General features: G+C 66.2%; 25 protein-coding genes. 12 read left to right on the top strand and 13 right to left on the bottom strand.

Features of this window, described 5'->3' with window-relative positions; translation table 11 throughout:
- Positions 1–85: 85 nt before the first annotated feature.
- The gene (locus tag IEI94_RS06730) at positions 86–1,012 is read right to left on the bottom strand and encodes a LysR substrate-binding domain-containing protein (RefSeq protein ID WP_191166534.1); all 927 of its coding nucleotides are present in this window, start codon (positions 1,010–1,012) and stop codon (positions 86–88) included.
- A 208-nt stretch (positions 1,013–1,220) separates the two neighbouring features.
- On the opposite strand from IEI94_RS06730, the gene IEI94_RS06725 reads away from it, so the two are divergent.
- A complete protein-coding gene (locus IEI94_RS06725) occupies positions 1,221–1,751 on the top strand; it encodes an acyl-CoA thioesterase (RefSeq protein ID WP_191166533.1) in 531 nt (176 codons plus the stop codon).
- Between the two features lie 29 nt (positions 1,752–1,780).
- Positions 1,781–2,776, top strand: a complete 996-nt coding sequence (locus IEI94_RS06720) for an ion transporter (protein ID WP_191166532.1) — start codon at positions 1,781–1,783, stop codon at positions 2,774–2,776.
- A 7-nt stretch (positions 2,777–2,783) separates the two neighbouring features.
- Here the strand turns inward: IEI94_RS06720 and IEI94_RS06715 are convergent, their stop codons facing one another.
- On the bottom strand, positions 2,784–4,172 hold the full coding sequence (locus tag IEI94_RS06715) for a PLP-dependent aminotransferase family protein (RefSeq protein ID WP_191166531.1): 1,389 nt from the start codon (positions 4,170–4,172) through the stop codon (positions 2,784–2,786).
- A gap of 95 nt (positions 4,173–4,267) precedes the next feature.
- On the opposite strand from IEI94_RS06715, the gene IEI94_RS06710 reads away from it, so the two are divergent.
- Positions 4,268–4,873, top strand: a complete 606-nt coding sequence (locus tag IEI94_RS06710) for a LysE family translocator (protein ID WP_191166530.1) — start codon at positions 4,268–4,270, stop codon at positions 4,871–4,873.
- Between the two features lies 1 nt (position 4,874).
- On the opposite strand, the gene IEI94_RS06705 is transcribed toward IEI94_RS06710, so the two are convergent.
- The 4 genes from IEI94_RS06705 to IEI94_RS06690 all read right to left on the bottom strand — a co-directional run bounded on the left by IEI94_RS06705 (position 4,875) and on the right by IEI94_RS06690 (position 6,533).
- Positions 4,875–5,207: an I78 family peptidase inhibitor gene (locus IEI94_RS06705; protein WP_191166529.1), complete on the bottom strand. Its 333-nt coding sequence runs from the start codon at positions 5,205–5,207 to the stop codon at positions 4,875–4,877.
- A 101-nt stretch (positions 5,208–5,308) separates the two neighbouring features.
- Positions 5,309–5,440, bottom strand: a complete 132-nt coding sequence (locus IEI94_RS06700) for an entericidin A/B family lipoprotein (RefSeq protein ID WP_191166528.1) — start codon at positions 5,438–5,440, stop codon at positions 5,309–5,311.
- Between the two features lie 127 nt (positions 5,441–5,567).
- Positions 5,568–5,699: an entericidin A/B family lipoprotein gene (locus tag IEI94_RS06695; protein ID WP_191166527.1), complete on the bottom strand. Its 132-nt coding sequence runs from the start codon at positions 5,697–5,699 to the stop codon at positions 5,568–5,570.
- Positions 5,700–5,786: 87 nt separating this feature from the next.
- Positions 5,787–6,533: a sulfite exporter TauE/SafE family protein gene (locus IEI94_RS06690; protein ID WP_191166526.1), complete on the bottom strand. Its 747-nt coding sequence runs from the start codon at positions 6,531–6,533 to the stop codon at positions 5,787–5,789.
- A 106-nt stretch (positions 6,534–6,639) separates the two neighbouring features.
- On the opposite strand from IEI94_RS06690, the gene IEI94_RS06685 reads away from it, so the two are divergent.
- Positions 6,640–7,068, top strand: coding sequence for an HIT domain-containing protein (locus IEI94_RS06685; protein WP_191166525.1), 429 nt, complete (start codon positions 6,640–6,642; stop codon positions 7,066–7,068).
- A 46-nt stretch (positions 7,069–7,114) separates the two neighbouring features.
- Here IEI94_RS06685 and IEI94_RS06680 read toward each other — a convergent pair whose 3' ends face one another.
- From IEI94_RS06680 to IEI94_RS06665, 4 genes are read right to left on the bottom strand one after another with little or no spacing between them, the layout of a single operon-like run.
- On the bottom strand, positions 7,115–8,173 hold the full coding sequence (locus IEI94_RS06680; protein ID WP_412030901.1) for a nickel/cobalt transporter: 1,059 nt from the start codon (positions 8,171–8,173) through the stop codon (positions 7,115–7,117).
- Positions 8,161–8,838, bottom strand: coding sequence for a DUF1007 family protein (locus IEI94_RS06675; protein WP_191166524.1), 678 nt, complete (start codon positions 8,836–8,838; stop codon positions 8,161–8,163). The genes IEI94_RS06680 and IEI94_RS06675 overlap by 13 nt, the downstream gene beginning before the upstream one ends.
- A gap of 52 nt (positions 8,839–8,890) precedes the next feature.
- The gene (locus IEI94_RS06670; RefSeq protein WP_191166523.1) at positions 8,891–9,262 is read right to left on the bottom strand and encodes a hypothetical protein; all 372 of its coding nucleotides are present in this window, start codon (positions 9,260–9,262) and stop codon (positions 8,891–8,893) included.
- The gene (locus IEI94_RS06665; protein WP_191166522.1) at positions 9,259–9,849 is read right to left on the bottom strand and encodes a hypothetical protein; all 591 of its coding nucleotides are present in this window, start codon (positions 9,847–9,849) and stop codon (positions 9,259–9,261) included. The genes IEI94_RS06670 and IEI94_RS06665 overlap by 4 nt, the downstream gene beginning before the upstream one ends.
- Before the next feature lie 135 nt (positions 9,850–9,984).
- On the opposite strand from IEI94_RS06665, the gene IEI94_RS06660 reads away from it, so the two are divergent.
- A complete protein-coding gene (locus IEI94_RS06660) occupies positions 9,985–11,121 on the top strand; it encodes a glycerate kinase (RefSeq protein ID WP_191166521.1) in 1,137 nt (378 codons plus the stop codon).
- Between the two features lie 146 nt (positions 11,122–11,267).
- Positions 11,268–11,741 carry a Dps family protein gene (locus IEI94_RS06655; protein WP_191166520.1) on the top strand — a complete coding sequence of 158 codons (474 nt, stop codon included), beginning with the start codon at positions 11,268–11,270 and terminating at the stop codon, positions 11,739–11,741.
- A gap of 57 nt (positions 11,742–11,798) precedes the next feature.
- Here IEI94_RS06655 and IEI94_RS06650 read toward each other — a convergent pair whose 3' ends face one another.
- Positions 11,799–13,268 (bottom strand): aminoacyl-histidine dipeptidase, encoded by a 1,470-nt coding sequence (locus tag IEI94_RS06650; protein ID WP_191166519.1) that lies wholly within the window; start codon positions 13,266–13,268, stop codon positions 11,799–11,801.
- A gap of 95 nt (positions 13,269–13,363) precedes the next feature.
- Positions 13,364–15,517 carry a tRNA(Met) cytidine acetyltransferase TmcA gene (locus IEI94_RS06645; RefSeq protein ID WP_191166518.1) on the bottom strand — a complete coding sequence of 718 codons (2,154 nt, stop codon included), beginning with the start codon at positions 15,515–15,517 and terminating at the stop codon, positions 13,364–13,366.
- A gap of 182 nt (positions 15,518–15,699) precedes the next feature.
- On the opposite strand from IEI94_RS06645, the gene IEI94_RS06640 reads away from it, so the two are divergent.
- The 3 genes from IEI94_RS06640 to IEI94_RS06630 all read left to right on the top strand — a co-directional run bounded on the left by IEI94_RS06640 (position 15,700) and on the right by IEI94_RS06630 (position 19,483).
- Positions 15,700–16,695 carry an iron ABC transporter substrate-binding protein gene (locus tag IEI94_RS06640; RefSeq protein WP_191166517.1) on the top strand — a complete coding sequence of 332 codons (996 nt, stop codon included), beginning with the start codon at positions 15,700–15,702 and terminating at the stop codon, positions 16,693–16,695.
- 110 nt (positions 16,696–16,805) lie between these two features.
- A complete protein-coding gene (locus IEI94_RS06635; RefSeq protein ID WP_224749966.1) occupies positions 16,806–18,416 on the top strand; it encodes an ABC transporter permease in 1,611 nt (536 codons plus the stop codon).
- A complete protein-coding gene (locus IEI94_RS06630; protein ID WP_191166516.1) occupies positions 18,413–19,483 on the top strand; it encodes an ABC transporter ATP-binding protein in 1,071 nt (356 codons plus the stop codon). Before IEI94_RS06635 ends, IEI94_RS06630 begins: the two co-directional genes overlap by 4 nt.
- Before the next feature lie 33 nt (positions 19,484–19,516).
- Here IEI94_RS06630 and polA read toward each other — a convergent pair whose 3' ends face one another.
- A complete protein-coding gene (gene polA, locus IEI94_RS06625; protein WP_191166515.1) occupies positions 19,517–22,297 on the bottom strand; it encodes a DNA polymerase I in 2,781 nt (926 codons plus the stop codon).
- Between the two features lie 218 nt (positions 22,298–22,515).
- On the opposite strand from polA, the gene IEI94_RS06620 reads away from it, so the two are divergent.
- The 3 genes from IEI94_RS06620 to speA all read left to right on the top strand — a co-directional run bounded on the left by IEI94_RS06620 (position 22,516) and on the right by speA (position 25,779).
- Positions 22,516–22,812, top strand: coding sequence for a DUF2782 domain-containing protein (locus IEI94_RS06620; RefSeq protein ID WP_191166514.1), 297 nt, complete (start codon positions 22,516–22,518; stop codon positions 22,810–22,812).
- An 85-nt stretch (positions 22,813–22,897) separates the two neighbouring features.
- Positions 22,898–23,860: a homoserine kinase gene (locus tag IEI94_RS06615; protein WP_191166513.1), complete on the top strand. Its 963-nt coding sequence runs from the start codon at positions 22,898–22,900 to the stop codon at positions 23,858–23,860.
- Complete coding sequence (gene speA, locus IEI94_RS06610; RefSeq protein ID WP_191166512.1) at positions 23,857–25,779, top strand: biosynthetic arginine decarboxylase; 1,923 nt, start codon at positions 23,857–23,859, stop codon at positions 25,777–25,779. Before IEI94_RS06615 ends, speA begins: the two co-directional genes overlap by 4 nt.
- Positions 25,780–25,831 lie beyond the last annotated feature (52 nt).

Genomic DNA, 25,831 nt, shown 5'->3' with positions numbered 1-25,831 from the left:
GCGATTGCTGCGCTGCGATATCAACACCACGCCTCTGAAGCTAGCACCCCATAGCCATGCAGACTAATGCCTTTTGTTGGACAGCCTATTCATTAATATTATGGGAAGGAGCGTCTTGTGCATCGATGACCTGCCCTATCTGTCTCTGGATTCCCTCCAGGAATTCCATTGCCAGGCGTGCAGGAGGTCGATAGGCAGGAAGGACCGCGCTGTAGTGAAACTCGATCGCAGGGAGAAAAGGTTTCGATACCAACCCTTGCTCGCAGTAGAAACTTGCCGCGACTGGATCGATCAGCGATACACCGGCCCCAGCTTTCACCAACTCGCACGCTACGCCGGACAGCTGCGTCTCTATGCGCATGCGTCGTTTGACACCCGCCGCTTGAAAGGCTTGATCGATGATGGGCCTGACATCCTGTTGCTGGCCCAAGGAAACGAATGGTTGATCCTCCAAGTCCTGAATATCTACCACCCGCTTCCTCGCCAAGGGGTGTGAGGGCAGCATCATCAGTCGAAGATAGCCTGTTGCCAGGGGTAGAATGGTGACTGACGGATCGTCGATGTGCATACCGATGAAGCCCAGATCGCACTGCTGAGTACCTACCCACTCCAGGACCCGCTGAGAACTGTGTGCCTGAAGCGAGATGGTGATGCCTGGATGCCGCGCGGAGAAGTCATGAACCATGCCTGGCAGCATGCTCAATGCCAGTGCTGGCATGCAGCTAATAAACAGGCGCCCGGTACGAAACTCACGAATTTCTCTTGCGGTTTCGGTGATTTTATTGAGTCCCACGAAGGCCCGCTCGACATCCTCGTAGAGTGCCCGCGCCTCTGGGGTCGGCACCAAGCGTCCCTTCACGCGTTTAAAGAGCGCGAAACCAACATGATACTCAAGGTCGGCAATTAGGCGGCTGACAGCAGGCTGCGAAACATGCAGCGTCTGTGCCGCACGCGTCACCGTCTTGTGCTCTATGACCGCCCGAAATGCTTCAATTTGACGAAGATTGACCATCTTGCTTCTCTATAGATTAAGAGGGGTGTGCCTATTCAATATACGTTCCAAAAAAAACCACTTCACTCCAGCCACGTCCTGGCCATCCCTCTTGTCTTCAGTCGCAGCGCTATCTCCTTCTCAACGCTGTTGATTTCTTGATGATCAACCTACAGTGAGGCCATAGCTAGGCGTTATGCTGTAAGCCACCCTCGCAAGGACACTATTGATGGACGAACACGCGCTTTCCGGCCAGCATGAACTCTCCATGACCGTGCTGATGACCCCGGACATGGCCAATTTCAGCGGCAAGGTGCACGGCGGGGCGATTCTCAAGAAGCTCGACGAGGTGGCCTACGCCTGTGCCAGCCGCTACTCGGGCAGCTATGTGGTGACCCTCTCGGTGGACCAGGTGCTGTTCAAGCAGCCGATCCACGTCGGCGAGCTGGTCACTTTCCTGGCCATGGTCAACCACGTCGGACGCTCGTCGATGGAAATCGGCATCAAGGTGGTGGCCGAGAATATCCGCGACAAGGTGATCCGCCACACCAACAGCTGCTATCTGACCATGGTCGCGGTGGACGAGGACGGTACCCCGGCCCTGGTACCGCCGCTCAGGCTCGAGACACCGCTGCAGAAACTGCGCTTCGACAAGGCCGCGCTGCGCAAGAAGCTGCGCAAGCAGGCCGAGGAGGAAGCCCGGCGTACCCACGCTCATCACTACGCGACCCAGCCGCGCGCAGGCGATACGCCGGACTGAGCCGCGCCAGCCACGGCGAAGGAGACGCCATGACCACCCGACATGCCTTGAGTCCCGCCCTGGAGCGGCTGCACCTGGTGTGGGACCTGCTGATCATCGTCCTGGTGGTGGCCAACCTCAGCCTGCTGCTGGTCGATGCGCTGTTCCTGCTCGACCCGCTGAATGCCGGCTTTGAACGCATTGCGCCGGGACTCCACCAGGCCTACGATCAGCGCATCCACGCCAATTTTATCGCCATCGACCTGATGTTCGTGGCGGTGTTCGTCGTCGATGTGCTGCTCGGCTGGGCGGTGGCCATCATCGAGCGCCGCTACCACCGCTGGTTCTTCTACCCCTTCGTGCACTGGTACGACGTGCTCGGTTGCATCCCGGTGGGGGGCTTCCGGCTGCTGCGCGTGCTGCGGGTGATCTCGCTGCTGCAGCGCCTGCACCGGCTGGGGCTGATCGACGTACGCCAGTGGCGGCTCTACGCCTTCTTCGCCAAGTACTACGACATCCTGCTCGAGGAGCTCTCCGACCGCATCGCCCTACGCCTGCTGGGCAATATTCAGCAGCAGGTGCAGGCCAGCGATTCGCTGTCGGGACGAGTGATCGAGGAGGTGGTGATGCCGCGCAAGCAGGCCCTGATCCACGAGATTACCCGGCGTCTGGAAGACATGGCGGGCAGCGCCTACCAGCGCAACCGCGGTGATCTGATGCGTTACGTCAGTGCGCTGGTCGGGCGCACGCTGGAGAACAGTCCCGAGATCCAGCGACTGCGCCGGCTGCCGATGGGCCGCCAGCTAAGCGCAGCGCTGGACGATACCCTGAGCGATATCGCCTGCCGTCTGGTCGAAGAGGCCGCCAACGGGCTGCGCTCACCGGAGTTCGAGCATCTGCTGGAGCGGGTCGCCGACAGCGGCCTGGATGCCTGGCTCAAGGTCGACAGCCACAGCGATGCAGTGACCGAGAAAGTGCTGGTGGATATGCTAGAGGTGCTCAAGGAGCAGGTGCAGAGGCAGCGCTGGAAGGACCGCTACGACTAGGTGTTGGTTATAACGTGGCCGGTGCCAGCGGCGGCGCATCGAGCATCTCGAGCAGAATCTGCAGTGCCTGATCGAGGGTTTCACGAGAAGCCGCCGCACTCAGGCAGAGGCGGATCGCCTGGGGCGCCGAGGCGCTACCGACGCAGAATGGCTCGGCGCTGGTGACCCGCACGCCACGCCTTTCCAGGGCGTCGATCAGGGCGGCGCTGCGCATGCCATAGGGCAGCGTCAGCCATAGATTGGCTCCCAGTGGCTGCCCGCTGATCTCGAAGCCGGCCAGGCGCTGTCGCGCCAGCGCCTGGCGTGCCACCAGCTCCTCGCACTGCCACGCCAGCAGCGTCTCGGCGTCGCCGCTGGCCAGCCACTGACAGACCGCCGCGATCATCAGCGGCGGCACCATCCAGCTCTGGGCCCGCAGGCCCGCCGCCAGCCGCTCGCGCAGGCGTTCCGGCGCGCGCAGGATACCGATCCGCAAGCCGCCGGCCAGCACCTTGGCGGTGCTGAACACGAACAGCGTGCGTTCCGGTGCCAGCTGGTAGAGCGGTGTGCCCCGGGCTTCCGCCGGCAGATACTGCACGCCATCCTCGAGCAGCCAGATATCGTATTCGCGGGCCAGCGCCACCAGCCGCCGCCGGCGCGTCTCATCGAGAGCGATGCCGGTGGGGTTGTTCTGATCGGGCGTAACGTAGACCAGCCGCGGCGGCTGTCGCGCGCAGAGCCGCGCCAGCGCCTCCACGTCCATGCCCTGGTCGTCCATGACGATGCCGTCGACCTTGAGGTGCGACTGCTGAGCGGCGCCGATCAGCCCCGGATAGGTCAGCGCATCCGCCGCCAGACGCTCGCCGGGGCGCAACAACGTCTGCAGTACCAGACTGATGCCGTGCTGCCCGCCCTGGGTGATCAGCAGCTCTTCGGCGGGCAGCCGCATGCCCAGGCTGGCCAACCACTCCGCCAGTTGATGACGCTGATCGAGCAGCCCGTCGGCGGCCTGATACTCCACCGCCGCCTGCAGCAGCCGCGGCTGCCGCGCGATGGCGTTGAGCGCGCGCCCCAGCGCTTCGGCGCGCAGCGGATGCGGCGGCGGCAGGCTGAGGCTGAGATCGATCAGCCCCTCACTCCCCTCGGCACCCGGGATGGGAAAGGCCGCCGCGGCGGCGCTGCCACACACATAGGTCCCGCTGCCAACCCGCGCCTGCAGCCAGCCCTGGCGTTCGGCCTCGGCATAGCCGCGGGTCACGGTGCCCACGGTGACCCCCAGCGCATCGGCCAGGCGACGCTGCGGTGGCAGTCGATCACCGGGAACGAGTTCGCCGCGTTCGATGGCAGCAGCAATGGCCTCACTGAGCGCCCGGTAGCGCGGGCCCTGGGGGGAGAGTGGCGGCACCCAAATTGTCATGGTGACAATAAATCCATTGACGTGATGATTGCTCAGTTTATGCTGGAAAAAGCGGCACAATCAAGTGAATATATTAAAATTGAATGGATACAATTATGCTGGAAGGAGTGGCCTTTCTCGGTCCGGCGGCGCTCTACATGATGTCGATGACCCTGACGCCGGGTCCCAACAATGTGATGCTTACCGCCTCAGGCGCCAACTACGGCTTCTGGCGCACCATGCCCCATATACTCGGCATTCTCGGCGGCTGCTTTGCGCTGTTTGCCGGCATCGCGCTGGGGCTGGGACTACTGTTCGAGCGCTACCCGCTGGTGCAGACGTCGCTGCGCCTGGTGGGCAGCGCCTACCTGCTCTACCTGGCGTGGAAGATCGCCAGCGCCCCGCCGCCGGACCTGCGGCTTCGCGGCGAGGGCCGCCCGCTGACCTTCTGGCAGGCCGCGGCCTTCCAGTTCGCCAACCCCAAGGCCTGGGTGATGGGCCTGGCGCTGATGGCCGGCTTCCTGCCCCCGGGCGGCGACCACCTGGTCAATGCGCTGCTGCTGGCCGCCTTCGCCGAGCTGGTGGCGCTGCCGTGCATCGCGCTGTGGGCCGGCTTCGGCACCGCCATCGGACGTATTCTCAAGACACCCCGCGCCTGGCGGCTATTCAATCTGGCCATGGGCGCCATGACCGCCGCCTGCGTGATCCTGATCCTGCGTTGATCTAGCCGCAGGTGATCTGCTCGATACGATCGTCATCGTCGAGACGGATATTGAGGCGGTCGGGGCGATGATCCATGGTCGCCGCGTCGCCCGGGCGCAGCACGCGCACGACGGCCGCACCGCTCTCCTCCTCGATGGCACTGCGCAGCATCTCGTCGAAATCACGGCCGACGCGATCCTGCACCGAGCGCGCGCCGCAAGTATCGCCGCGCTGGGTCACGCTGGGCGGCTCCGGTGCCGGATCACGCGGGACACTGGATGGCCCCGCAGTGGTACATGCTGCCAGGGCAAGGCTCGTGGCCAGTGCCGACAGGTAACGTGGAAGGGGTAACATGGTGACTCCTTGTCCTGATCATCGTCATCGATAGGGCCTGACGCAAAACGGGCGAGCCCTGAAGGCCCGCCCGATAGTACATATCTGTGTGGGCAGAACGCTTAGTTGGCTGCATCCTGCACTGCTTCACCACCGCGTTCGACGTCTTGTCCAGCGCCGTCCATGGTGTTACAGCCTGCCAGGGCGCCGGCGGTCATGAGTAGGGCAAAACTGAGAGCAATCGCTTTTTTCATCTGTGTTCTCCTTAACACTGGTGCTTAGCAAACAGCGGAATTGAGATCCGTGTCTTCCATTCCTTCCATGAGGCAATGGTCTCAATCAGCCTAACAGCCATGCGCCGACTTTGCATAATTGGCGATCTCAGTCCGCCGAGCGCTGAATAGCCTCGCCACCCGCCTCGATATCCTCGCCTGCACCGCGCATGGTGTTACAGCCGCTGAGCAGCGACAGGGTGAACAGCGACAGCAAGATAACAGCTGATAGACGCTTCATGGTCATATCCTTATTCCTTGGATGGTTCGGCGGAAAAGCCCGCACTGCTATCAATCTAGCACTTGTTTGCCTCTGCGTGGGGTCTATTCAGCGCAGCAGCAGTCGCAGCAGGATGGCCACGATGACCGCCAGCGTCAGCCACTTGACCCAGGCTGCCCCGCGTGGCCCCATATTGACCTTCACTCCGACCCAGGCGCCGGCCACGCTACCCAACGCCAGCAGCAGACCGTAGCCCCAGCGCACCTGATCATAAGCCATGAATAGCAGCAGAGCCGGCAGTGTATAGACCAGAATGATCAGCACCTTAAAGACATTGACCTGGGCCAGGTCGATCTTGAGCATCCGATAGAGCACGACGATAAACAGGATACCCACGCCAACCTGAATAAAGCCGCCGTAGAGTCCAATGCCGAACATCGCCAGATAGATCAGCGGGGTTAGCCGCTCACGGGTCAGCGGACGTGTCTCGAGCCGCGGCTGGGGCAGCAGCATCAATAGCGCCGAGCCGGCCATCACCGCGATCAGTACTGCCTCGAATAGCGCGTCGCTGACAGTCAGCGCCAGCCAGGCGCCGATCAAAGACCCCGCCACCGCCGGCAGCGACAGCAGCAGACTCAGGCGTATATGTGAAGCACCGGCGCGCAGGAAGCTACCCACCGCCGCCACGCTCTGCAGCACGATCGCCACGCGGTTGGTGCCGTTGGCCACCTGCGGCGAGAGTCCGAGAAACATCAGTAGCGGCAGGGTCAGCATCGAGCCCCCCGCCGACAGTACGTTGATGAAGCCCGCCACGCCGCCGATCGCGACCAGCGCCAGTCCTTCCTGTAGAGTCATGCGATATTCCGATGTCGCCGTCGCTTAGGGCAGACATCATGGCATAGCCGGCGGCAAGCGCGAAGGCGACTTAGGCCCCGTCTTGAACCTTGTCCATGGAGGCGTCATGCACGACCTGACTCTCGACCCGCGGCTTGAGGCCGATACCTTCCCGATCACCGAGCTGCCGCTGTCGCGGGTGCTGCTGATGAACGATGCGCGCTTTGCCTGGCTGATCCTGGTACCGCGTCGCGCGGGTATCAGCGAGGTCAGCGACCTCAGTGCCGCGGACCAGGCTCAGCTGTGGCGCGAGGCCACACAGCTGGGCGCGGCGTTCAAGGCAGCGCTGGGCGGCGACAAGCTGAATATCGCTACCCTCGGCAACGTCGTCTCGCAGCTGCACGTCCATGTCATCGTACGGTGCCACGACGATGCCGCCTGGCCGGCGCCGGTATGGGGCCATGGCGAGGCGCAACCCTACGACCTCGACGGCCAGGCCGAGCGCCGCGAGCTGGTGATGGCGCTGGCCGAGGGCTTGGCTTTCGAAGACGCCTAGGCTATGTACGAGAACTGCCTGCGCTCGCCGACTTTTCGTGCATAGCCTAGCCGAACGGGCTTTGGCGCGGCGCGGGGGCATCATCGCTCTGTTGCTGTTCGCTGCGCTCGGCGCTGGGTGTCAGCAGCGGGTCGCGGCTCGGCGAGCTGACCCCGGCCACCGACAGCGATACGCCGAGCAGCACGATGGTCAACCCGCCGCCCAGTGCCGCCCAGCCCACCATGCGTTGTACGCGGCTGCCGCTCGCCTGCCTGGCCAGACGCCGCTCGGCCCAGCCGCGGGCCATGACGCTGGCCAGCGCCAGCGCCGATACCGCCAGCGCCGTGCCCACCGCCATCACCACCACCGCGCTGACGCCGACCCAGAACTGCCCCAGCAGCGATGCGGCCCCCAACAGCAGCACGCCGCCGCTGCAGGGGCGAATGCCGATCGCGACCACCGTGGCCAAGGCTGTCCGCCAGTCGGCGGCCTGACGGGGATCGACGTGGTGCGCGCTGCCACAACCGCAGTGATCGTGGTGGTGCTCATGATGGTGGTGAAGGTCGGCCCCCGTTGCGTGTTGACGGGTTGCCGCGGCGCCAGCGCTGGCCGGCGCCGGCGCGCGCCGCAGCTGACGCACGGCGCGCCAGCACAGCCACAGGCCAAGCAGGGTGACCATGGCAAAGCTGGCCTGCTCGACCCAGGCCACCGAGCCCATCGCCTGGCGGGTCAACCAGCCCAGTCCATGCACCAGCACCGCCACCAGCGAGATCGCCACCAGCGCCTGCAGCATTGAGGCGGCACACGACAGCGCCAAGGCGCGGCGCAGCGCGCCCCCCTGTGAAAGCAGATAGGTGGTCAACACCGCCTTGCCATGGCCGGGACCTGCGGCATGGAAGACCCCGTAACCGAAGCTGATACCCAGCAGCGTTGCCCAGGCCGCCGGCGACGGCGCGCCGGACAGTTCGGTGATCGCCAGCGTGAGCGCACGATGCAGGTCGCGCTGCCAGGCCACCACCTGCAGGCTGATGGTCTGGGCGCCGCCCTGAAACAGCCAGATCATCCCTGCCATTGCCACAATGCCGAACAAGCCGCCAAGCCACATCGTACCGGTCATCCGTCGCATTGGATCTCTCCGGTTTCCGCGAAGTAGCGACCGAGACCGTCCGGGGCCTCGTCGGTGATATCCAGCCGCGCCGCCTGGGCGACCCGCGCCGGATCGGGATCGGCCGGGATGATCCGCGTGCTGCAGCGCGTATCCGCCCCCGCCATTACCAGCGCCTCGTCACTGGGCCCATCACCGTTCTCCTCGTGGAGCACCTCGATATAGTAGGTCGGGTCGTAGACGCGGTAGGCCAGGGGTTCGCCATCCAGCGCCAGCGGCGCCTCCAGCGGCAGCAGGAAGACGAACTCGACGCGTCCATCGCGCTCCATCACCGTATACTCCTGGACATCGCCCAGTGCCACGGCGTTGTCGGCGTGGCGCAGCTCGGTGAAATAGCCCTGTGGCGCGAGGGTATCGCGAATCTCCATGCCCAGCAGGTCGAGGCGCTCCTCGAGGCTCTCCTCACCCTGGGCCCGGCCCAGCTCCTCGAGCAGTACCAGGCTGTAGAAGGGATCCATCCGCCAGCGCTGGTGAAGCGCCTCGACGCGCCCGTCATCATCGAGGATCACGCGCATGCTCATGTCGATCCAGCCATGGGGGTGCGCCCACACCAGACACGGCAGCAGCGTCAGCGCGACGCCGAGTGCCAGTCGCCGCCACCAGGAATACCCAACGGTTGCTATCATGCGTTTCACTACTCACTCATGCCTTGAAAGTTTGCTGCCATCACGCTGAGGCTCATGGTGCCAATCCCAGCGCCGCCTGCAACTCCGCCAGCAGCGGGTCCAGGCTCTCCGGGGCCAGCGGCTGATTGCCGCGCTGGCCGCTGAGCGAGATCAAGGCGCCGTGGGGGCTCTCCTCCACCTCGAGACGCAGCCGATATCCCGGCCAGGCCGCCGATACCGCCTCGGCTCGGCCCAGTTCGGCATCAGAATGGCGAATCACGTAGCCGCGCTCGGCCAGCAGTTCTATCCCCGCCGCCAGTGCCGCCTGACGCTCCACTGGCAGTACGAAGGCGCGCGGTTCCGGCGCCATTGGCGCCGCGGCACAGCCGCCGAGCCAGACCAGCAGCGAGACAATCATCAAACGCCGCCACAGGTAGTGATTCATGGTGCCTCCTGCCCAGCCGTGACGGCTTGTTGGATGGCACGGCACAGGGTGGCGTCGCCACTGCGCGACTCGCGCACCGCGCCCTCGGCATCGATCACCCGGCTATCCTGCGTCACCAGCACCTGCTCACCGGGTGCCACCACCGAGACGCGCTCGACGCGGGTGGCGTCGGCCGGGAAACCGCCGCCGTAGCCGGCACGGCCACCGCCAATGCCGATGCCGATGCCGATACCGGTGCCCACCGAGACGCTGCCACCGCTGCCGACGCCGCCACCGATGCTGCCAAAGACGCCGCTGCCGCGCGACCGACGATCATCGTAGCGCGCGCCGTAGCCCGGCAGCACCCGACTGCGCTCGCCGCTAACCACGCCCAGCGAGGCCTCGGTATGGGTGATGCGATAGCCCTCGCGCTCCAGTACATCCACCGCCGCACGCGTCACTGCTGTCCGGTCGTCGGTTCCCAGCGCCCAGCGGCACTCCGCAGGCACCTCGGCCGTCTGTGACGGCAGCATCGCCGGGCCGGTGGCGCAGCCCGCCAGCAGCACCAGCGGCAGCCACCATCCGTAGCGCCATTTTCCCTGTTGCATCGACTCTCCTCCGCGTCACTGCGGGCAGTCTACGTCAAAACACTGCCCTTGCAGTGTCAACCCCACGTTGCTATGACCCCAACGAGATGGGATAAGCTCAGTATTCCTTCTCCATCATCAGCTAGCGAGTCGCCCATGCATATTCTTATCGCCCCCGATAGCTACAAGGATGCGCTATCCGCCAGCGACGCGGCACATGCCATCGCCAGTGGCATCCAGCGCGCCGCGCCCGACGCCACACTGGTTCGCTGCCCGATGGGCGACGGCGGCGAAGGTACCCTGGACGCCCTGCTCGACGCCACGCATGCCGAGCGCCGCGAGCTGAGCGTTCAGGATGCCCTCGGACGCCCACGCCAAGCCGCCTGGGGCTGGCACGCCGAGACTCGCAGCGCCTTTATCGAGCTGGCCGAGGCCAGCGGCCTGCAGCAGATCCCCCGCGACCAGCGCAGCGCGCTGCACAGCACCACCCACGGCGTCGGCGAGCTGATCCTGGCAGCGCTGGATGCCGGCGCCAACTCGCTGCTGCTGACCCTCGGCGGCAGCGCCACCAACGACGCCGGCGCCGGCATGCTGGAGGCGCTGGGCGCGCGTCTGCTGGATGCCGAGGGCGCACCGCTGGCGCCCGGCGGCGCGGCGCTGGCCAATTTGCACTCGCTCGACCTGAGCGGCCTCGATCTGCGCCTTTCTCAGCTCCGGGTAGAGACCGCCGTGGACGTCGATAATCCGCTGCTCGGCGAGCGTGGTGCCAGCGCCATCTTCGGCCCGCAGAAAGGTGCCAGCGACGCCGAGGTGGCGACCCTGGATGCGGCACTGGCGCACTTCGCCGACTGCGCCGCCGCGGTACTCGGCGACGACCATCGCGACCTGCCCGGTGCCGGCGCCGCCGGCGGCATGGGCTTCGCCGCCCGCGCCTTCCTCGGCGCCGAGCTGCGCCCCGGTATCGAGCTGGTTATGGAGCAGGTCGGCTTCGACACGCTGCTGGCCCAGGCCGACCTGGTCATCACCGGCGAGGGTCAACTCGACGGTCAGAGTCTGTCTGGCAAGACGCCGGTGGGGATTTCACGGCGCGCCGCGGCCCGCGGCGTACCCTGCGTGGCGCTGGTCGGGCGCCTCGGCGAGGGCTGGCAAGCTTGCCATGACGAAGGCATCAGCGCCGCCTTTGCGCTGGCCGATGGCCCGATGGATCTCGACGAGGCGCTGGGGCGCTGCGCCGAGTTGCTCAGCGACCGTGCCGAGGGGGCTGTGCGGCTGTATGCCGCCGCACGTGGTTGAAAAACACCCGCTACGACGGCATATCAGATAGTACGGACACTTGATTGCCTGGCGCTATGACGGCCATGGCAACAATTCGCTCATCGTCACACGCCCTGTCCGCTAGACTCGTGTGCATTCGTCATCAGGGATAGAGGAGACACCGCATGTCCGATACCAACGCCATTGGTCTGCACGAGGCCAGCGCCAGCCAGCTGGCCGACAAGCTCAACGCGCTGCTGGCCAACTATCAGGTCTTCTACATGAACGTGCGTGGCTACCACTGGAACATCAAGGGGCGGGAATTCTTCGAACTGCACGCCAAGTTCGAGGAGTTCTATACCGATCTGCTGACCAAGATCGACGAGGTTGCCGAGCGCATCCTGACCCTCGGTCATCAGCCGATCCACGCCTATAGCGACTACGTGGCCACCGCCAGCATCCAGGAAGAGAAGAACGTCCACGACGGGGCGACCTGCGTACGCGGCGTACTCACCGGCTACCAGACGCTGATCGAGCTGCAGCGCGAGATCCTGTCGCTGGCCTCGGATGCCGACGACGAGGGCACCGCCGCCCAGGTCGGTGACTATATCCGCGAACAGGAAAAGACCGTGTGGATGCTCGGCGCCTACCTCGACTGAGCCTTGCCTTCCTAAATGCAACAGCCAGCGGCCGCCTTCGGGCGGCCGTTGGCGTTATCAGGGCTTGGCGGGCGTGGCCAGCGCTTCGACGAGCCCGCGCAGCAGCTGCCAGAACTCATCAACCGAGTCGATCTCGACGCGTTCGTCGGGCGAATGGGCGCCGCGAATCTGCGGCCCGAAGGAGATCATCTCGAGATGCGGATACTTGCCGCCGAGGATGCCGCATTCGAGGCCGGCATGAATCACCTTGACCTCCGGCTCTTTCCCTAGCTGTGCGTGGTGTAGGCGCTTGAAGCACTCCAGCAGCGGGCTGTGCGGCGCCGGCGCCCAGCCCGGATAGGCATTCTCGACCCGGGTGCGGGCGCCAATCAGGCCGAACAGCGCGCTGAAGCGGTCGGCCATGTCATGGGTCGCACTGTCGCGCAGCGAGCGCACCAGAGCACACAGCCGAAAACGCCCTTCGCCGAGTGTCACCACGCCAAGATTGTTGGACGTCTCGACCACGCCAGGCACCTCGGTGCTCATTCGCTCGATGCCGCAGGGCGCGGCATGCAGCGCATCGACCAGCAGATGACTGGCGGTGAGGGTCAGTGCCTCGCCGGCCACCTCATCGCTCGCCGACAGGCTGAGCGTAAGCGCCTCATCGACCCCGGCCAGCTCGTTGCGCAGCTCAGACTCCAGCGCACTCAGGCACGCCTGGGCCGTCGCCAGCTCCTCCTCGGCCAGCGCCAGGGTGGCAAAGGCTTCCCGTGGCAACGCATTGCGCAGGGTGCCGCCCTGGTAGTCGACCAGCCTGGCGCCGCTGGGCGCCAACGCCCGCAGGACCCGCATCATCAGCCGGTTGGCGTTGCCGCGTCCGGTGCCGATATCGATCCCCGAGTGGCCGCCGCGGAGACCGGTTAGCGCTAGCCGATAGGGGCGCTCCTCAGCGCTCAGTGCGCTGGTCGGCAGTTGCGCCTCGACCACCACATCGGCGCCGCCGGCGCAGCCGATATAGACCTCACCACGATCCTCGGAGTCGAGGTTGATCAGCAGCTGCCCCTCCAGCCAACCCTCGGCGAGGTTCAGGGCGCCGCCCATCGAGGTCTCCTCCTCGAGGGTGAACAGCGCTTCGAGCGGGCCATGCACCAGCGAATCGTCGCCGAGAATCGCTAGCGCCGCCGCCACGCCCAGACCGTTATCGGCCCCTAGCGTCGTGCCGCGAGCACGCAGCCAGCCATCTTCGACGTAGGTGTCGAGGGGGTCGCGAGTAAAGTCGTGGGGGTGGTCGGCATTGGCCTGGGCGACCATATCGAGATGGCCCTGCAGGATCACCCCGGGAGCCGCCTCACAGCCCGGCGAGGCGGCTTTCCTGAGCCGCAGGTTGCCGTAGGCGTCGCGATCATGGGCCAGGCCACGGGCCTCGGCCCAGGCTTCGAGGATCGCCACCAGCGCGGCCTCGTGGCCCGACGGACGCGGAGTATTGCACAGCGTACGGAAGTGCTGCCACACCGCCTGCGGTGCCAGCTGATCAAGATGTGCGTTCATGATAGTTCTATATGAGGGATAACCGCATTACCTTACCGGCCGCTCGCCGCCAGGGAAAGCTTGGCCCTAGGCGGCCCTCGTTCCAATGACGGCCATCACCCGGCCCAAGCTCGCCAGCGGGTCAGCGCCTCACGCAGGCGCGCCTCTACCTCGCGTCGCCCGCCAAGCGCCAGCCGGTCGGCCAGCCAGGCGCTGCTGCGGGCCTGGAACAACCAGGCCACCAGCAGCCAGGCGTCGTCGTCATGGGGAGCACCACCGGCCAGGCCACGACGCACCAGCTGCTGCAGTGCCGGGCGCACCAGCGCCAGCTCACGCCGCCCCAGGGTCACATCGTCGAGGTCACGGCACTGTTCTGCACTGAGCGGCGGCGCCTGGCCCTCGGCCAGCAGCGCCACGACCACCGTCGGCGACAGGCGCTTCAGCTCATAGATCAGCAGGGTCGGCAGCAGGCGATGAAAACGCTCCACAAGGCTGGCACTCAGCGCCTGACCCGCCTCGCTGACCGGCATTACCACCATCAGCGCATGCTCGCCCGTGGCGGTTTCGCGGCTCAAGCCAAGCCGAACCGCGCGGAACCCCATCGCATGCCAGAAGGCCATCAGTTCGGGATCGGCCCCGAAGCTGGCACCGAGCAGGTCGATGCCGTCGTGGCGGGCGCGCTCGATCTCGGCGGCCAGCAGCTGCTGACCATGGCCTTGGCGGCGCGCGTCGGCGTGCACCGCAATGCGCATGATGCGTCGCACTCGCGAGGTCAAGGCGCGGCGGCTGCCGGCGTGGGCGGCCAGCGACTGGGCCAGCAGGTGACCGCGCGGGCGGCGCTCGCCGCGGGCCACGCGCTCGGCCAGCTCGGCGGAGAAGCCGCCCTCCTCGCAGCATAGCGCCACCGCCAGGCTGCTGTCGCCGCGCTCGAGGGTCGTGATCGACACCCCGGGGCCATCCAACAGGCGGCGCAGGTCGCTGGGCTGGGTACGGTAGTGGGCCTGGACCAGAAGCCCGAATATCACGCTGAGTCGCGACTCGTCCGACGCTAGCGCCACCCGTCGCCAGCGTCTCAGCACCGGTGGCGCATCGCCCGACGTCGGCAACGCGGGCCGGGGCTCGGCGTCGAGCAGCAGCAGCCGCCGGGTCAGCGCCTCGAGCGGGTCGCCATCGGCCCAGCGGATCGGCGTCGTCAGCGTGCAGGATCGCCAGTCCGGGGCGTGGCGCTGCAGGTGCGGCAGAAAACGCAGCGCAAAGCCGCGTCCCGAGCCTTCATAGCCGTGCACGGTGGTGGCAAAAACGATGCGCGGAAAGCGCGCCAGCCAGTCGGCCAGCAGCGCCGCGGGAATCGCAGCGGCTTCATCCACCAGCAGCAGACTCCCCGCCCCTCCGCCCCGCTCGGCCAGTGCGTCAGGGGCCATGAAGCATACCCGCTGGGTCTGGCCGTCACGCAGCAGGCTGACCACCTGGCCATCGCGCCGAGCGCCGGGGCAGTGACGCTGGAGGTGCTCGAACAGCGTCTCCACCGCCGCCGGCCGCGGCGCAGTGACCAGTATCTCGCGCTCCCCCCGGGCCAGCCAGCGTGCACAGGCGATACCCAGCGCTGCGCTCTTGCCGCGGCCACGATCGGCGCTGATCACCAGCGGCCGGCGGCGACGCAGCCGCATAAGGCGTGCCACCGCCTGGGCCTGATCCTGGGTGGCGCAGGCAGGATCCTCGCAAGCGCCGCTGGCATGTTCGCCAGGCGACGCAAGGGAGGGCAGTACCAAGTCACCGTTGGCCGGCCAGTGGGCGGTATCCGTCGCGGCTCCGAGCATCCGCGCCAGACGCTGCAGATAGCGCGACGCCAGGTGGACCGACCGATGCGGATGGTCGGCGAGGCGCTGATAGTCGGCATCCGGCCGGGCTCCCCAGTCCGGTGGCGTGAGCAACACCAGCACGCCGCCGGCCACCAGAGTGCCACTAAGGGCGCCGAAGGCGTCAGGGTCAAAGCCGGCACCCGCCGAGACGGCATCGAACACCACCAGCGTTTGCTCGCCACCAAGCCGGGTGCGCGCCTTGCCGGCCGGCAGCCAGGCCGATTCGGCAACCTCGGCGGGCCGCTGCGGTGCGATCCACAGCGCCCGCGTCGAGTCTTGACGCCAGATCGCCAACGCTCGACCCAAGCACTGCTCAGGGCTGGCGGCGATCCATAGCAAACCCCGCCAGCGCTGCGCGGCAAGCTGCTCGCGCCATCTCTCCAGCGCCTGCACGGCGGCGACATCGGTCATGCTCGACTCCCCTTTCGTCGGAGCCCCCAGTGTAGAGAACCTCGGCCCCACGGCACCAGGCGCTTGGCGCGCAGCACCTTCTGAAAACTTGTGCGTATCATTATCATTTGCAATGAGATTATTTCTTGCTATCGTGTACAGAGATTTTTCTCATCCCCCAAGCAATATAACGGGACATCGCCATGCAAAAGACCTTCATCGCCTCCGCCACGCTAGTCACCACGCTGCTGGCCGCCCCCCTGGCCGCCGCCGACCTGACGCTCTATTCAGGCCGCGGCGAGTCGATGGTCGAGCCGATCATCAACCAGTTCGAGAAAAATACCGGCATCAACGTCAACGTTCGCTACGGCGATACCGCCCAGCTGGCGGTGCTGCTGCAGGAGGAGGGCGAGCGCTCTCCCGCCGACCTCTACTGGGGCCAGGACGCCGGTGCCATGGGCGCCATCAGCCAGGCCGGCCTGCTCGCCGAGCTGCCCGATGACATCTACGAGGGCCTGCCCGGCATCTACACCAGCGAGACCGGCAACTGGGTCGCCGCCAGCGGTCGTGCCCGGGTATTCGCCTACTCGCCGGAACGCGTCAGCGAAGAAGAGTACCCGGAAAGCGTGTTCGATCTTACCGACGAGCGCTATGAAGGCCGCGTCGGCTGGGCGCCCACCAACGGCTCCTTCCAGTCGTTTATCACCGCGATGCGCGTTGAGCACGGCGATGAGCGTACCCAGGAGTGGCTCGAAGGCATGCGCGACAACGGCGCCGTGACGTTCCGCAATAACACCACACAGGTGCAGGGCATCGCCGACGGAGAAATCGACTTCGGGCTGGTAAACAATTATTATTTGCCGCGGTTCCTGGCTACCGATGAGGACTTCCCGGTAGAGCAAGCCTTCTTCGCCGAAGGCGATATCGGCAACCTGGTCAACGTCGCCGGCATCGCGGTGCTGGAGAGCAGCGACAACAAGGAGGCAGCCATGGAGTTTGTACGCTTCCTGCTGTCGCCGGCCGCACAGCAGTACTTCACCGGCAATGTGTATGAGTACCCGGTGACCCGCGACGTGATCCAGAACCCGGAACTCGAGGATTTCGACCGCCTGCTTGAGGTCAGCCCGCAGATCGATCTGGATGATCTGGAAGATCTCGAAGGCACACTGAACCTGCTGCGCGACGCCGAGCTTCTGTAAGGCCAAGCGTCGCCAATCAGGCGAGTCGGGACCAGGGTGGCACTGCCACCCTGGTCCCGTGCGTTTTTGATAGCGGCCAATATCGGTCGTGACTTGAACAGCGAGAGACGATGAGCCAAAGCGCCGAGCTTGCCAGCCCCGCTGCCCGCCGCCCCCTGCCGAGAGGCCGGGGGCGGCGCGTGCCGCTGTATATTCTGCTGCCATCGCTGGTGGTGGCCGGGGCGATGCTGGTGCCGCTATTCTACCTCGGCCTGCGCGCCTTCGAGGCCGACCCGGCCCTGCTCAGCCAGCTGGTGCTGCGTCAGCGCAACCTCGACCTGTTGCTCAACACCCTGGCGCTGGCCGCCGGCGTCGTCGCCATGACCACCCTGATGGCACTGCCGCTGGCCTGGCTGGTCGTACGCACCGATATCCGCTTCAAGCGCCTACTGACCATTCTCGGGGTGATCCCGCTGGCGGTACCCGGCTACGTCATGGCCTATGCCTTGATTGGCCTGGGCGGCAACTACGGGGTGCTGGCACAGCTCACCGGCGTGCAGCTGCCGCGCATCGAGGGCTACTTCGGCGCCATGCTGGCGCTGTCGCTATATACCTTCCCCTATCTGTTTCTCAATCTTCGCGCCACCCTGGCCGGCCTGGACGGCAACCTCGAAGAGAGCGCCAGAAGCCTCGGCTACGGCAATCGCGAGATCTTTTTCAAGATCATCCTGCCCCACCTGGCACCTGCGCTAATGGCCGGCTGGCTGGTGATCACGCTCTACGTACTGGGTGACTTCGGTGCCGTGGCGCTGATGCGCTACGAAGCCTTCAGCTACGCCATCTATACCCAATATTCCGGTGCCTTCGACCGCATCTACGCCGCCTGGCTGTCGATCATGCTGCTGGCGGTAGCGGCGAGTTTCGTGATGCTCGACAGCCTGGTGGTCAAGCGCAAGCTGGCGCGGGTGGGTACCGGCGTGGCACGGCCGGTCAAGCCCATGCGCCTCGGCCGCCTGCGCTGGCCGGCCTACCTCTTCCTGCTGGTGGTGTTCGGCGCCTCGGTGGGCCTGCCGACGCTGATCCTCAGCTACTGGCTGCTGCTGGCGCCGCCGGATCTGAGCTTCTTCGCCCGTGTGCCGGGGACCTTCCTGCGCTCGGCGGGCGCGGCGCTGCCTGCCGCCTTGCTCTCGGCGGCGTTCGCCCTGCCGATCGCCTATCTCACGGTGCGCTACCGCTCCACCGCGGCGACGCTGATCGAGCGTTCGGCCTATATCGGCTACGCGATTCCGCCGCTGACTCTGGCGCTGGCGATGGTGTTTTTCTCGCTGCGCACCGCCCCTTTCCTCTACCAGACCCTGACCCTGCTGATCGTGACCTGGGCGATGGCCTCGCTGGCCCTTGCCCTGGGGCCGATACGCAGCGCGCTGATGCAGACCCGCCCCAATATGGAAGAGGCCGCCCACTCGCTGGGGCACGGCCCGCTGAGCACCTTCCTGCGGGTAATCTTTCCGCGGCTACGCCGCGGCATCCTGGCTGGCATCGCACTGGTCTTCGTACTCTGCATGAAAGAGCTGCCTATCACCTTCTTGCTGGCACCGACCGGCTACACCACCCTGGCGGTCACGGTATTTACCCGCACCTCCGAGGGCATGCTGGCCGAGGCCGCCCCCTTCGCCGCCGCCATCGTGGTGTTCTCAAGCCTGTCGGTGGGCTTTCTGTTAACCAAAGAGGGCAAGCGATGACCACCCTCAATCTCAGCGCCACGCCCCAGACCTCGGCAATTCAGCGGCCCGCGCCGTTGCTTAGCGTCAGCGGGTTGAGCAAGCGCTACCGGCCGCAGGATCCGCTGGCGGTGGAGAACGTTGGATTCGACCTCGGCAACGGCGAGATCCTGGCACTTCTCGGCCCCAGCGGCTGCGGCAAGAGCACCACACTGCGCATGATCGCGGGCTTCGAGCAGCCCGAGGCCGGCGACATCGTGCTGCGCGGCGAGAGCATTCTCTCCCAGCCGCCGCAGCAGCGCCGGATTGGCATCGTGTTCCAGGATTACGCTCTGTTTCCACACATGAGCCTGGGCCAGAACGTGGCCTTTGCCATGCGCCATCTGCCCAAGGCCAAGCGCCCCGCCCGCGCCCGCGAGTGGCTCGATATGGTCGGCCTGGCCGATCTCGCCGGGCGCATGCCCGACGAACTCTCCGGTGGGCAACAGCAGCGCGTGGCGCTGGCCAGGACCCTGGCCGCCGAACCGCAGCTGGTGCTGCTCGACGAGCCGTTCTCCAACCTCGATGCGGCGCTGCGCGAGTCGACCCGCAAGGAGGTTCGCCAGCTGTTCAAGGCCGCCGGCACCTCGGTGATCCTGGTCACCCACGACCAGGCAGAGGCGCTCTCCTTTGCCGACCAGGTGGGGGTGATGCACGCCGGCAAGCTGATCCAGATCGACCGTCCAGAGCGGGTCTATCAGCATCCGGCGACGGCCTTCGTCGCCGAATTTCTCGGCCATACCAACCTGCTCGACGGTGAGGCAGACGGTGGGATCGCGCAGACCGCGCTAGGCCCGGTGGCCATCACCCCGGCCACCAGCGGCCCGGTGCGTGTCTCGCTGCGCCCCGAGCATCTGGCCCTGGCCACCGCCCCGGATGGCCAGGGCGCCACCGTGGTCGAGCGCGAGTTCCGCGGCCACGACTGTTTCTACCTGCTCGAGCAGCACGGCCAGCGCTTCTGCGCCATCACCCCCAGCCACACCCTGTGGCAGATCGGCGAACAGGTCAGCCTCGAGCCCCAGCGCACCGCCACGGTGCTGCAGTACTAGCCCCGAGCGCCGGGCGCTTTTCGCCCGGCGCTATCAATGTGCCTCGTCCCAGTTAGCCCCACTCTCGGCTTCGACGATCAGCGGCACGCGCAGCTCGGCGGCGTCGCGCATATGCGTCTTGACCGCGGCGATAAAGCCGTCGACGTCGGCCTCCTTGACCTCGAACACCAGCTCATCGTGGACCTGCATGACCATCCAGGCGTCGAATTCGCAGGCGGACTTGGCGTCACCCTGCAGCCAGGCATCGACCTCGATCATGGCGCGCTTGATGATATCGGCGGCGGTGCCCTGCATCGGGGCGTTGATGGCGGTGCGTTCGGCGGCCTGGCGGCGGGCGTGGTTCTGGGCCTTGATCTCGGGCAGGTAGAGACGCCGGCCGAGCACGGTCTCGACGTAGCCATCCTCGCCGGCCTGGGCGCGGATACGATCCATATAGCGCGCCACCCCGGGGTAGCGGTCGAAGTAGCGGTCGATATAGGTCTGGGCCTGGTTGCGCTCGATATGCAGCTGCCGGGAGAGCCCCCAGGCACTCATGCCGTAGATCAGCCCGAAGTTGATCGCCTTGGCGCTGCGCCGCTGGTCGCCCGAGACCTTGTCGAGGGCCACCCCGAACACTTCTGCGGCGGTAGCAGCGTGGATATCGCGGCCCTCGGCGAAGGCCTCGAGCAGGCCCTTGTCCTCGGAGAGGTGGGCCATGATGCGCAGCTCGATCTGCGAGTAGTCGGCGGCGACGATGCGGTAGCCGGGGCGCGCCACGAATGCCTGGCGGATCTTGCGCCCCTCCTCGGTGCGAATCGGGATGTTCTGCAGATTGGGATCAGAGGAGGAGAGCCGCCCGGTGGCGGTGACCGCCTGGTGGTAGCTGGTGTGCAAGCGCTTGGTGGCCGGATTGACCAGCCGTGGCAGCTTGTCGGTGTAGGTCGACTTGAGCTTGGCCAGGCCGCGGTGCTGCATGATCACCTTGGGCAGCGGGTAGTCCAGCGCCAGCTCCTCGAGCACCGCCTCGGCGGTGGAGGGCGCGCCCTTGGGGGTCTTCTTGAGCACCGGGATCTTCTGCTCCTCGAACAGGATCTCGCCGAGCTGCTTGGGTGAGCTGAGGTTGAACTCGCGGCCGGCCAGCTCATAGGCCTCGGCCTCGAGCTCGCGGATACGCTCGGCGAGCACCTGGCTGTGGGCGTGCAGCCGCTCCACGTCGAGCGCCACCCCGGTACGCTCCATGCGCGACAGCACCGGCACCAGCGGTAGCTCCAGATCGTCGAGCACCGCGGCGAGGCGGCCTTCGGCCTCGAGGCGCGGGCGCAGTTCGTGCTGCAGGCGCAGGGTAATGTCGACGTCCTCGCAGGCGTAGGGCGCGGCCTGCTCGAGGGCGATCTGGTTGAAGGTCAGCTGTTTGGCACCCTTGCCGGCAATCTCCTCGAAGCTGATGGTCTTCTCGCCGAGGTACTTGAGTGCCAGCGAGTCCATGTCGTGGCGGGTGGCGGTGGAGTTGAGCACATAGGAGGCGAGCATGGTGTCGGCCAGCGGCCCGACCACGCGGATCTGGTAGTTGGCCAGCACCGAGATGTCGTACTTGAGGTTCTGGCCGATCTTGCCCTTGGCCGGGTCCTCCCAGAGCGGCTTGAGCGCCGCCAGCACCGTGTCACGGTCGAGCTGGGCCGGAGCATCCAGGTAGTCGTGGGCGAGCGGAATATAGGCGGCTTCGCCGGGCACCAGGGCCAGCCCTACACCGACGATCTCGGCCTCCATGTAGTTGAGGCTGGTGGTCTCGAGGTCGAAGCAGAAGCGTTCGGCCTTTTGCAGCCGCTCGAGCCAGGCATCCAGCTCGGCCTGCTCGAGGATCACCTGGTCATCGCGCTGGGCAGGGGTAGCGGCGGGCTCACTGGTATCCGCCTGGGGGGTGGCAGTGCCGCCCGCCACGTCGTCGACGCCCTCATCCTTGCCCTCGAGCAACTCCGATAGCCAGGCCTTGAACTCCATCTCGCGATAGAGCTCGAGCAGCGCCTCACGATCGGGGTGGGCGATCTCCAGATCGTCGAGGCCCACCGGCAGCTCGCAGTCGGTCTTGATGGTGGCCAGTTGGTAAGAGAGGAAGGCCTGGTCGCGGTGCTCCTCGAGCTTCTTGGGCAGCGTCTTGGCACCGCGAAAGTCCAGCGTCTTGACCTTGTCGAGGTCGGCGTAGATGGCATCCAGGCCACCGCCCACGCCCTGCAGCAGGCCCAGGGCGGTCTTCTCGCCGACCCCCGGCACGCCGGGGATGTTATCGACCTTGTCGCCCATCAGCGCCAGAAAGTCGATGATCAGCGACGGCGGCAGGCCGAACTTCTGCTCCACGCCGGCGGGGTCGAGGGTCTCGTCCTTCATGGTATTGACCAGGGTGATATGGCCATTGACCAGCTGTGCCATGTCCTTGTCGCCGGTGGAGATCACCGCGTCGCGGCCGGCCTCGGTGGCACGCCGCGCCAGGGTACCGATCACGTCGTCGGCCTCTACCCCCTCGATGCACAGCAGCGGCAGGCCGAGGGCGCGTACGCAGGCGTGCAGCGGTTCGACCTGGCTGCGCAGATCGTCGGGCATCGGCGGTCGCTGCGCCTTGTACTCGGCATAGAGCTCATCGCGAAAGGTCTTGCCCTTGGCGTCGAAGACCACCGCCATGGGGCTATCCGGGTAGTCCTTGATCAGCCGCTTGAGCATGTTGAGGACGCCCTTGACCGCCCCGGTGGGCTGGCCCTGGGAGGTGGTCAGCGGCGGCAGGGCGTGGAAGGCGCGATACAGGTAAGAGGAGCCGTCGACGAGGACGATGGGGCTGGCAGCCATGGCGAAGCAATCCTTGGGCGTGTGCGATGCCTCCATGATACGCAGCTCGCCGCGCTGCGTCAGGCGTCCCTCGCTAAGGCAGCCACTCAGACTTATACTAGCGTGTTGCCAAGGAGTGGAGATGCTATTTCTCTTCGCCTCGCTGGCAGCGGTGAATTCCCGCGCCCCCACGGGGTCCAAGTAGGCAACTTATCGTGCCGCTCACGGCAGGAGATCACATGCCACTATTTCCCTTGCCCCGCGCCGCTCTGCTGGCGGTTGTCCTGTTCTCGGGCCTGCTGCTCGGCAGCCTCATGGGCCATGCCCAGGCAGCGCCTGAGCCGCAGATCACCGAACGCCAGGAGGCGGACCGCACCCTGCGCGAATTCCGCGTCAACGGCCAGCTCTACGCCATCGAGATCCGCACCCGCGACGGCGATCGCTACCACCTGCTCGATCGGCGTGGTGACGGCAATTTCAGCCGCGTCAGCGGCGATGTCGTGGAGGTTCCCGACTGGGTCAATACAGGGCGTTGAGCCCGCTCCGGCCGATGACACTTTTCGTGCATCGCACTGACAAGACGGTACAATATGCCGCTTGGCATCCCCGGGCGAGAGAGACATGGCCGTATTTACCCCGCTGAGCCAGGCTCAGGTCACAGAGTTTCTGCAACGCTTCGACGTTGGCACGCTGACACAGCTCGAGGGCGTGCCCAGCGGCACCGAGAACACCACCTATTTCGTCACCACCGACCGCCAGGCGCTGGTATTGACGCTGTTCGAGCAGGGCGAGCACGCGGAGCTGCCGTTCTTCGTCGACCTGCTCGATTATCTCGCCGACCACCGCATCCCGGTGGCCGGCCCGGTGCATGATCGCCAAGGGGTCGCCCTGCAGAGCCTGGCCGGCAAGCCGGCGCTGCTGTTCCCGCGCCTGCCCGGCAAGTATCCCCGGTCACCCAACACCGTTCAGTGCCAAGCGCTGGGCGATGCCCTGGGCCATATGCACGCCGTGTCGCGCTACTTCGACGGCCATCGCCCCAACCCCCGCGATCTGCACTGGCTAGTGGCCATGCACCATCGCGTGCTGGTCTATCTCTCCGCCGACGACCAGGCGCTGATGAGCGATGAGGTCGACGCCTACCAGGCCTTCTTCGGCGACGCCCCGGACCTGCCTCGGGGCGCGCTGCACGGCGACCTGTTCCGCGACAACACCCTGTTCGACGGCGAGCGGCTAGGCGGTATCATCGACTTCTACAACGGCTGCACCGGCGACCTGCTGTTCGACCTGGCGATCGTCATCAACGACTGGGCGGTAAACGCCGACGGCAGCCTCGACGCGGAACGTCACGACGCCATCCTGCGCGCCTACCAGGCGCGTCGCCCGCTGACCGACAGCGAGCGTGCCGCGTGGCCGATGATGCTGCGCATGACCGCCCTGCGCTACTGGCTGTCGCGGCTACTGGTGGTCTACGTCGATCCACCGGCCCACGACCTGACGCCCCATGACCCGGAGCAGTTCCGTACCATTCTTCTCAGCCGCCTGCAGCACGGCGCGCTGGCCCTGCCGGAGACCCACCCCGCATGAGTCTGCTCGATGCCGGCGCGCCGTCGCCTTCACGCCTGGCGCGCCACACCTACAACATCGACCAGTGGGGCAGCGGCTACTTTGACGTCGATGATGGCGGCCACACCGTGGTCCGCCCGCTCGGCAGCGAAGCCGAAGGCCCGGCGCTGCCGCTGGATGCGCTGGTCGACCAGCTGCGCGAGGCGGGGCTGCGTCTGCCGGTGCTGGTCCGCTTCACCGATATCCTCCACGACCGGGTCGAGCAGCTGTGTGCGGCCTTCGATTCGGCGATTCGCGAAGAGGCCTATACCGGCGGCTATACCGCGGTCTACCCGATCAAGGTCAACCAGCAGCGGCGTGTGGTCGAGGAGATCCTCGCCACCCAGGAGCGCGGCCGTGGCCGGGTCGGCCTCGAGGCCGGCAGCAAGCCCGAGCTGCTGGCGGTGCTGGCACTGTCCGGCGACGGCTCATCGCTGATCGTCTGCAACGGCTACAAGGACCGCGAATATATCCGCCTGGCGCTGATGGGCGAAAAGCTCGGCCACCGGGTCTATCTGGTGGTGGAGAAGTATTCAGAGCTCGACATCATCCTCGAGGAGGCGGCTGCACTGGGTGTTACGCCACGCATCGGCCTGCGTGCCCGGCTCGCCTCGGTGGGCCGCGGCAAGTGGCAGGACACCGGCGGCGAAAAGTCCAAGTTCGGCCTCACCGCCAGCCAGACCCTCGGCGTCATCGAGCGGCTCAAGCGCAGCGATGCCCTGAACAGCCTGCAGCTGGTGCACTTTCACCTCGGCTCGCAGATCGCCAATATCCGCGATATCCAGCGCGGCCTGCGCGAGTGCGCGCGCTTCTATCAGAGCCTGCGCGAACTCGGCGCACCGGTGGACACCGTCGACGTCGGCGGCGGCCTGGGCATCGACTATGAAGGCACCCGCTCGCGCAGCGAGTTCTCGATCAACTACTCGATGCGCGAATACGCCAGCAACGTGGTGTGGGCCTTCCGCCAGGCCTGCGAGACCGAGGGACTGCCGCATCCCCACCTGATCAGCGAATCGGGCCGCGCGCTGACCGCCCACCACGCGGTGCTGATCACCAATGTGATCGGCGAGGAGCGCATCGACGATCAGGCGCCAGTGCGCCAGGTCGACGATGACCCGCAGATCGACGAGCTGTGGCGCGTGCATGGCCGGCTGGCCGATATGCATGAGCCACGCGGCCTGGTCGAGGCCTACCATGACCTGGTGCAGGCCATGGGCGAGCTGCAGGATCGCTTCGTTCTGGGTCTGGCCGGACTGCTCGCCCGTGCCGAGGGCGAGGCGGTCTACTTCGCCGCCTGCGCACGGCTCAAGGCGCGCCTCGACAGCCGTAACCGCGCCCACCGCGAGATTCTCGACGAGCTCGCCGAGAAGCTCGCCGACAAGCTGTTCGTCAACTTCTCGCTGTTCCAGTCGCTGCCCGATGTATGGGGCATCAAGCAGATATTTCCGGTAATGCCGCTGAACGGGCTAGAGCGCGCCCCAACCCGGCGCGGGGTGATCCAGGACATCACCTGCGACAGCGACGGCCGCATCGACAGCTACGTCGACGGCCAGGGGGTGGAGAGCACCCTGCCGCTGCCGGAGTGGCGCGACGGCGACGAGAAGCTGCTCGGCTTCTTCCTGGTCGGCGCCTACCAGGAGATCCTCGGCGACCTGCACAACCTGTTCGGCGATACCGACTCGGTGGACGCCGCCCTCGACGCTAACGGCGACTGGGTGCTCTCCCATGCCATCCAGGGCGACACCGTGGCCCAGGTGCTCGATCACGTCAATTTCGACGCCGAGGTGCTGCGCCGCCATCTGGCCAGCCAGCTGGATGCCAGCGAGCTCAGCGCCGCAGAGCGCGAAGCCTTCCTCGCCGATCTCTCGGCCGGCCTGCAGGGCTACACCTACCTTGAGTGAACGGCTCACCCAACGCAATGCGCCCCTGCAGTCAGGCTGCAGGGGCGCATTG

Source organism: Halomonas sp. ML-15 (assembly GCF_014779595.1).
Classification (GTDB): domain Bacteria; phylum Pseudomonadota; class Gammaproteobacteria; order Pseudomonadales; family Halomonadaceae; genus Franzmannia.
This window is presented reverse-complemented; position numbering and strand designations above follow the sequence as displayed.

What these genes read in the sequence shown, in the direction of transcription:
- IEI94_RS06730 (WP_191166534.1), bottom strand. Translation starts at nt 1,012, where the DNA reads ATGGTCAATCTTCGTCAAATTGAAGCATTTCGGGCGGTCATAGAGCAC.
- IEI94_RS06725 (WP_191166533.1), top strand. Translation starts at nt 1,221, where the DNA reads ATGGACGAACACGCGCTTTCCGGCCAGCATGAACTCTCCATGACCGTG.
- IEI94_RS06720 (WP_191166532.1), top strand. Translation starts at nt 1,781, where the DNA reads ATGACCACCCGACATGCCTTGAGTCCCGCCCTGGAGCGGCTGCACCTG.
- IEI94_RS06715 (WP_191166531.1), bottom strand. Translation starts at nt 4,172, where the DNA reads ATGACAATTTGGGTGCCGCCACTCTCCCCCCAGGGCCCGCGCTACCGG.
- IEI94_RS06710 (WP_191166530.1), top strand. Translation starts at nt 4,268, where the DNA reads ATGCTGGAAGGAGTGGCCTTTCTCGGTCCGGCGGCGCTCTACATGATG.
- IEI94_RS06705 (WP_191166529.1), bottom strand. Translation starts at nt 5,207, where the DNA reads ATGTTACCCCTTCCACGTTACCTGTCGGCACTGGCCACGAGCCTTGCC.
- IEI94_RS06700 (WP_191166528.1), bottom strand. Translation starts at nt 5,440, where the DNA reads ATGAAAAAAGCGATTGCTCTCAGTTTTGCCCTACTCATGACCGCCGGC.
- IEI94_RS06695 (WP_191166527.1), bottom strand. Translation starts at nt 5,699, where the DNA reads ATGAAGCGTCTATCAGCTGTTATCTTGCTGTCGCTGTTCACCCTGTCG.
- IEI94_RS06690 (WP_191166526.1), bottom strand. Translation starts at nt 6,533, where the DNA reads ATGACTCTACAGGAAGGACTGGCGCTGGTCGCGATCGGCGGCGTGGCG.
- IEI94_RS06685 (WP_191166525.1), top strand. Translation starts at nt 6,640, where the DNA reads ATGCACGACCTGACTCTCGACCCGCGGCTTGAGGCCGATACCTTCCCG.
- IEI94_RS06680 (WP_412030901.1), bottom strand. Translation starts at nt 8,173, where the DNA reads ATGCGACGGATGACCGGTACGATGTGGCTTGGCGGCTTGTTCGGCATT.
- IEI94_RS06675 (WP_191166524.1), bottom strand. Translation starts at nt 8,838, where the DNA reads ATGATAGCAACCGTTGGGTATTCCTGGTGGCGGCGACTGGCACTCGGC.
- IEI94_RS06670 (WP_191166523.1), bottom strand. Translation starts at nt 9,262, where the DNA reads ATGAATCACTACCTGTGGCGGCGTTTGATGATTGTCTCGCTGCTGGTC.
- IEI94_RS06665 (WP_191166522.1), bottom strand. Translation starts at nt 9,849, where the DNA reads ATGCAACAGGGAAAATGGCGCTACGGATGGTGGCTGCCGCTGGTGCTG.
- IEI94_RS06660 (WP_191166521.1), top strand. Translation starts at nt 9,985, where the DNA reads ATGCATATTCTTATCGCCCCCGATAGCTACAAGGATGCGCTATCCGCC.
- IEI94_RS06655 (WP_191166520.1), top strand. Translation starts at nt 11,268, where the DNA reads ATGTCCGATACCAACGCCATTGGTCTGCACGAGGCCAGCGCCAGCCAG.
- IEI94_RS06650 (WP_191166519.1), bottom strand. Translation starts at nt 13,268, where the DNA reads ATGAACGCACATCTTGATCAGCTGGCACCGCAGGCGGTGTGGCAGCAC.
- IEI94_RS06645 (WP_191166518.1), bottom strand. Translation starts at nt 15,517, where the DNA reads ATGACCGATGTCGCCGCCGTGCAGGCGCTGGAGAGATGGCGCGAGCAG.
- IEI94_RS06640 (WP_191166517.1), top strand. Translation starts at nt 15,700, where the DNA reads ATGCAAAAGACCTTCATCGCCTCCGCCACGCTAGTCACCACGCTGCTG.
- IEI94_RS06635 (WP_224749966.1), top strand. Translation starts at nt 16,806, where the DNA reads ATGAGCCAAAGCGCCGAGCTTGCCAGCCCCGCTGCCCGCCGCCCCCTG.
- IEI94_RS06630 (WP_191166516.1), top strand. Translation starts at nt 18,413, where the DNA reads ATGACCACCCTCAATCTCAGCGCCACGCCCCAGACCTCGGCAATTCAG.
- polA (WP_191166515.1), bottom strand. Translation starts at nt 22,297, where the DNA reads ATGGCTGCCAGCCCCATCGTCCTCGTCGACGGCTCCTCTTACCTGTAT.
- IEI94_RS06620 (WP_191166514.1), top strand. Translation starts at nt 22,516, where the DNA reads ATGCCACTATTTCCCTTGCCCCGCGCCGCTCTGCTGGCGGTTGTCCTG.
- IEI94_RS06615 (WP_191166513.1), top strand. Translation starts at nt 22,898, where the DNA reads ATGGCCGTATTTACCCCGCTGAGCCAGGCTCAGGTCACAGAGTTTCTG.
- speA (WP_191166512.1), top strand. Translation starts at nt 23,857, where the DNA reads ATGAGTCTGCTCGATGCCGGCGCGCCGTCGCCTTCACGCCTGGCGCGC.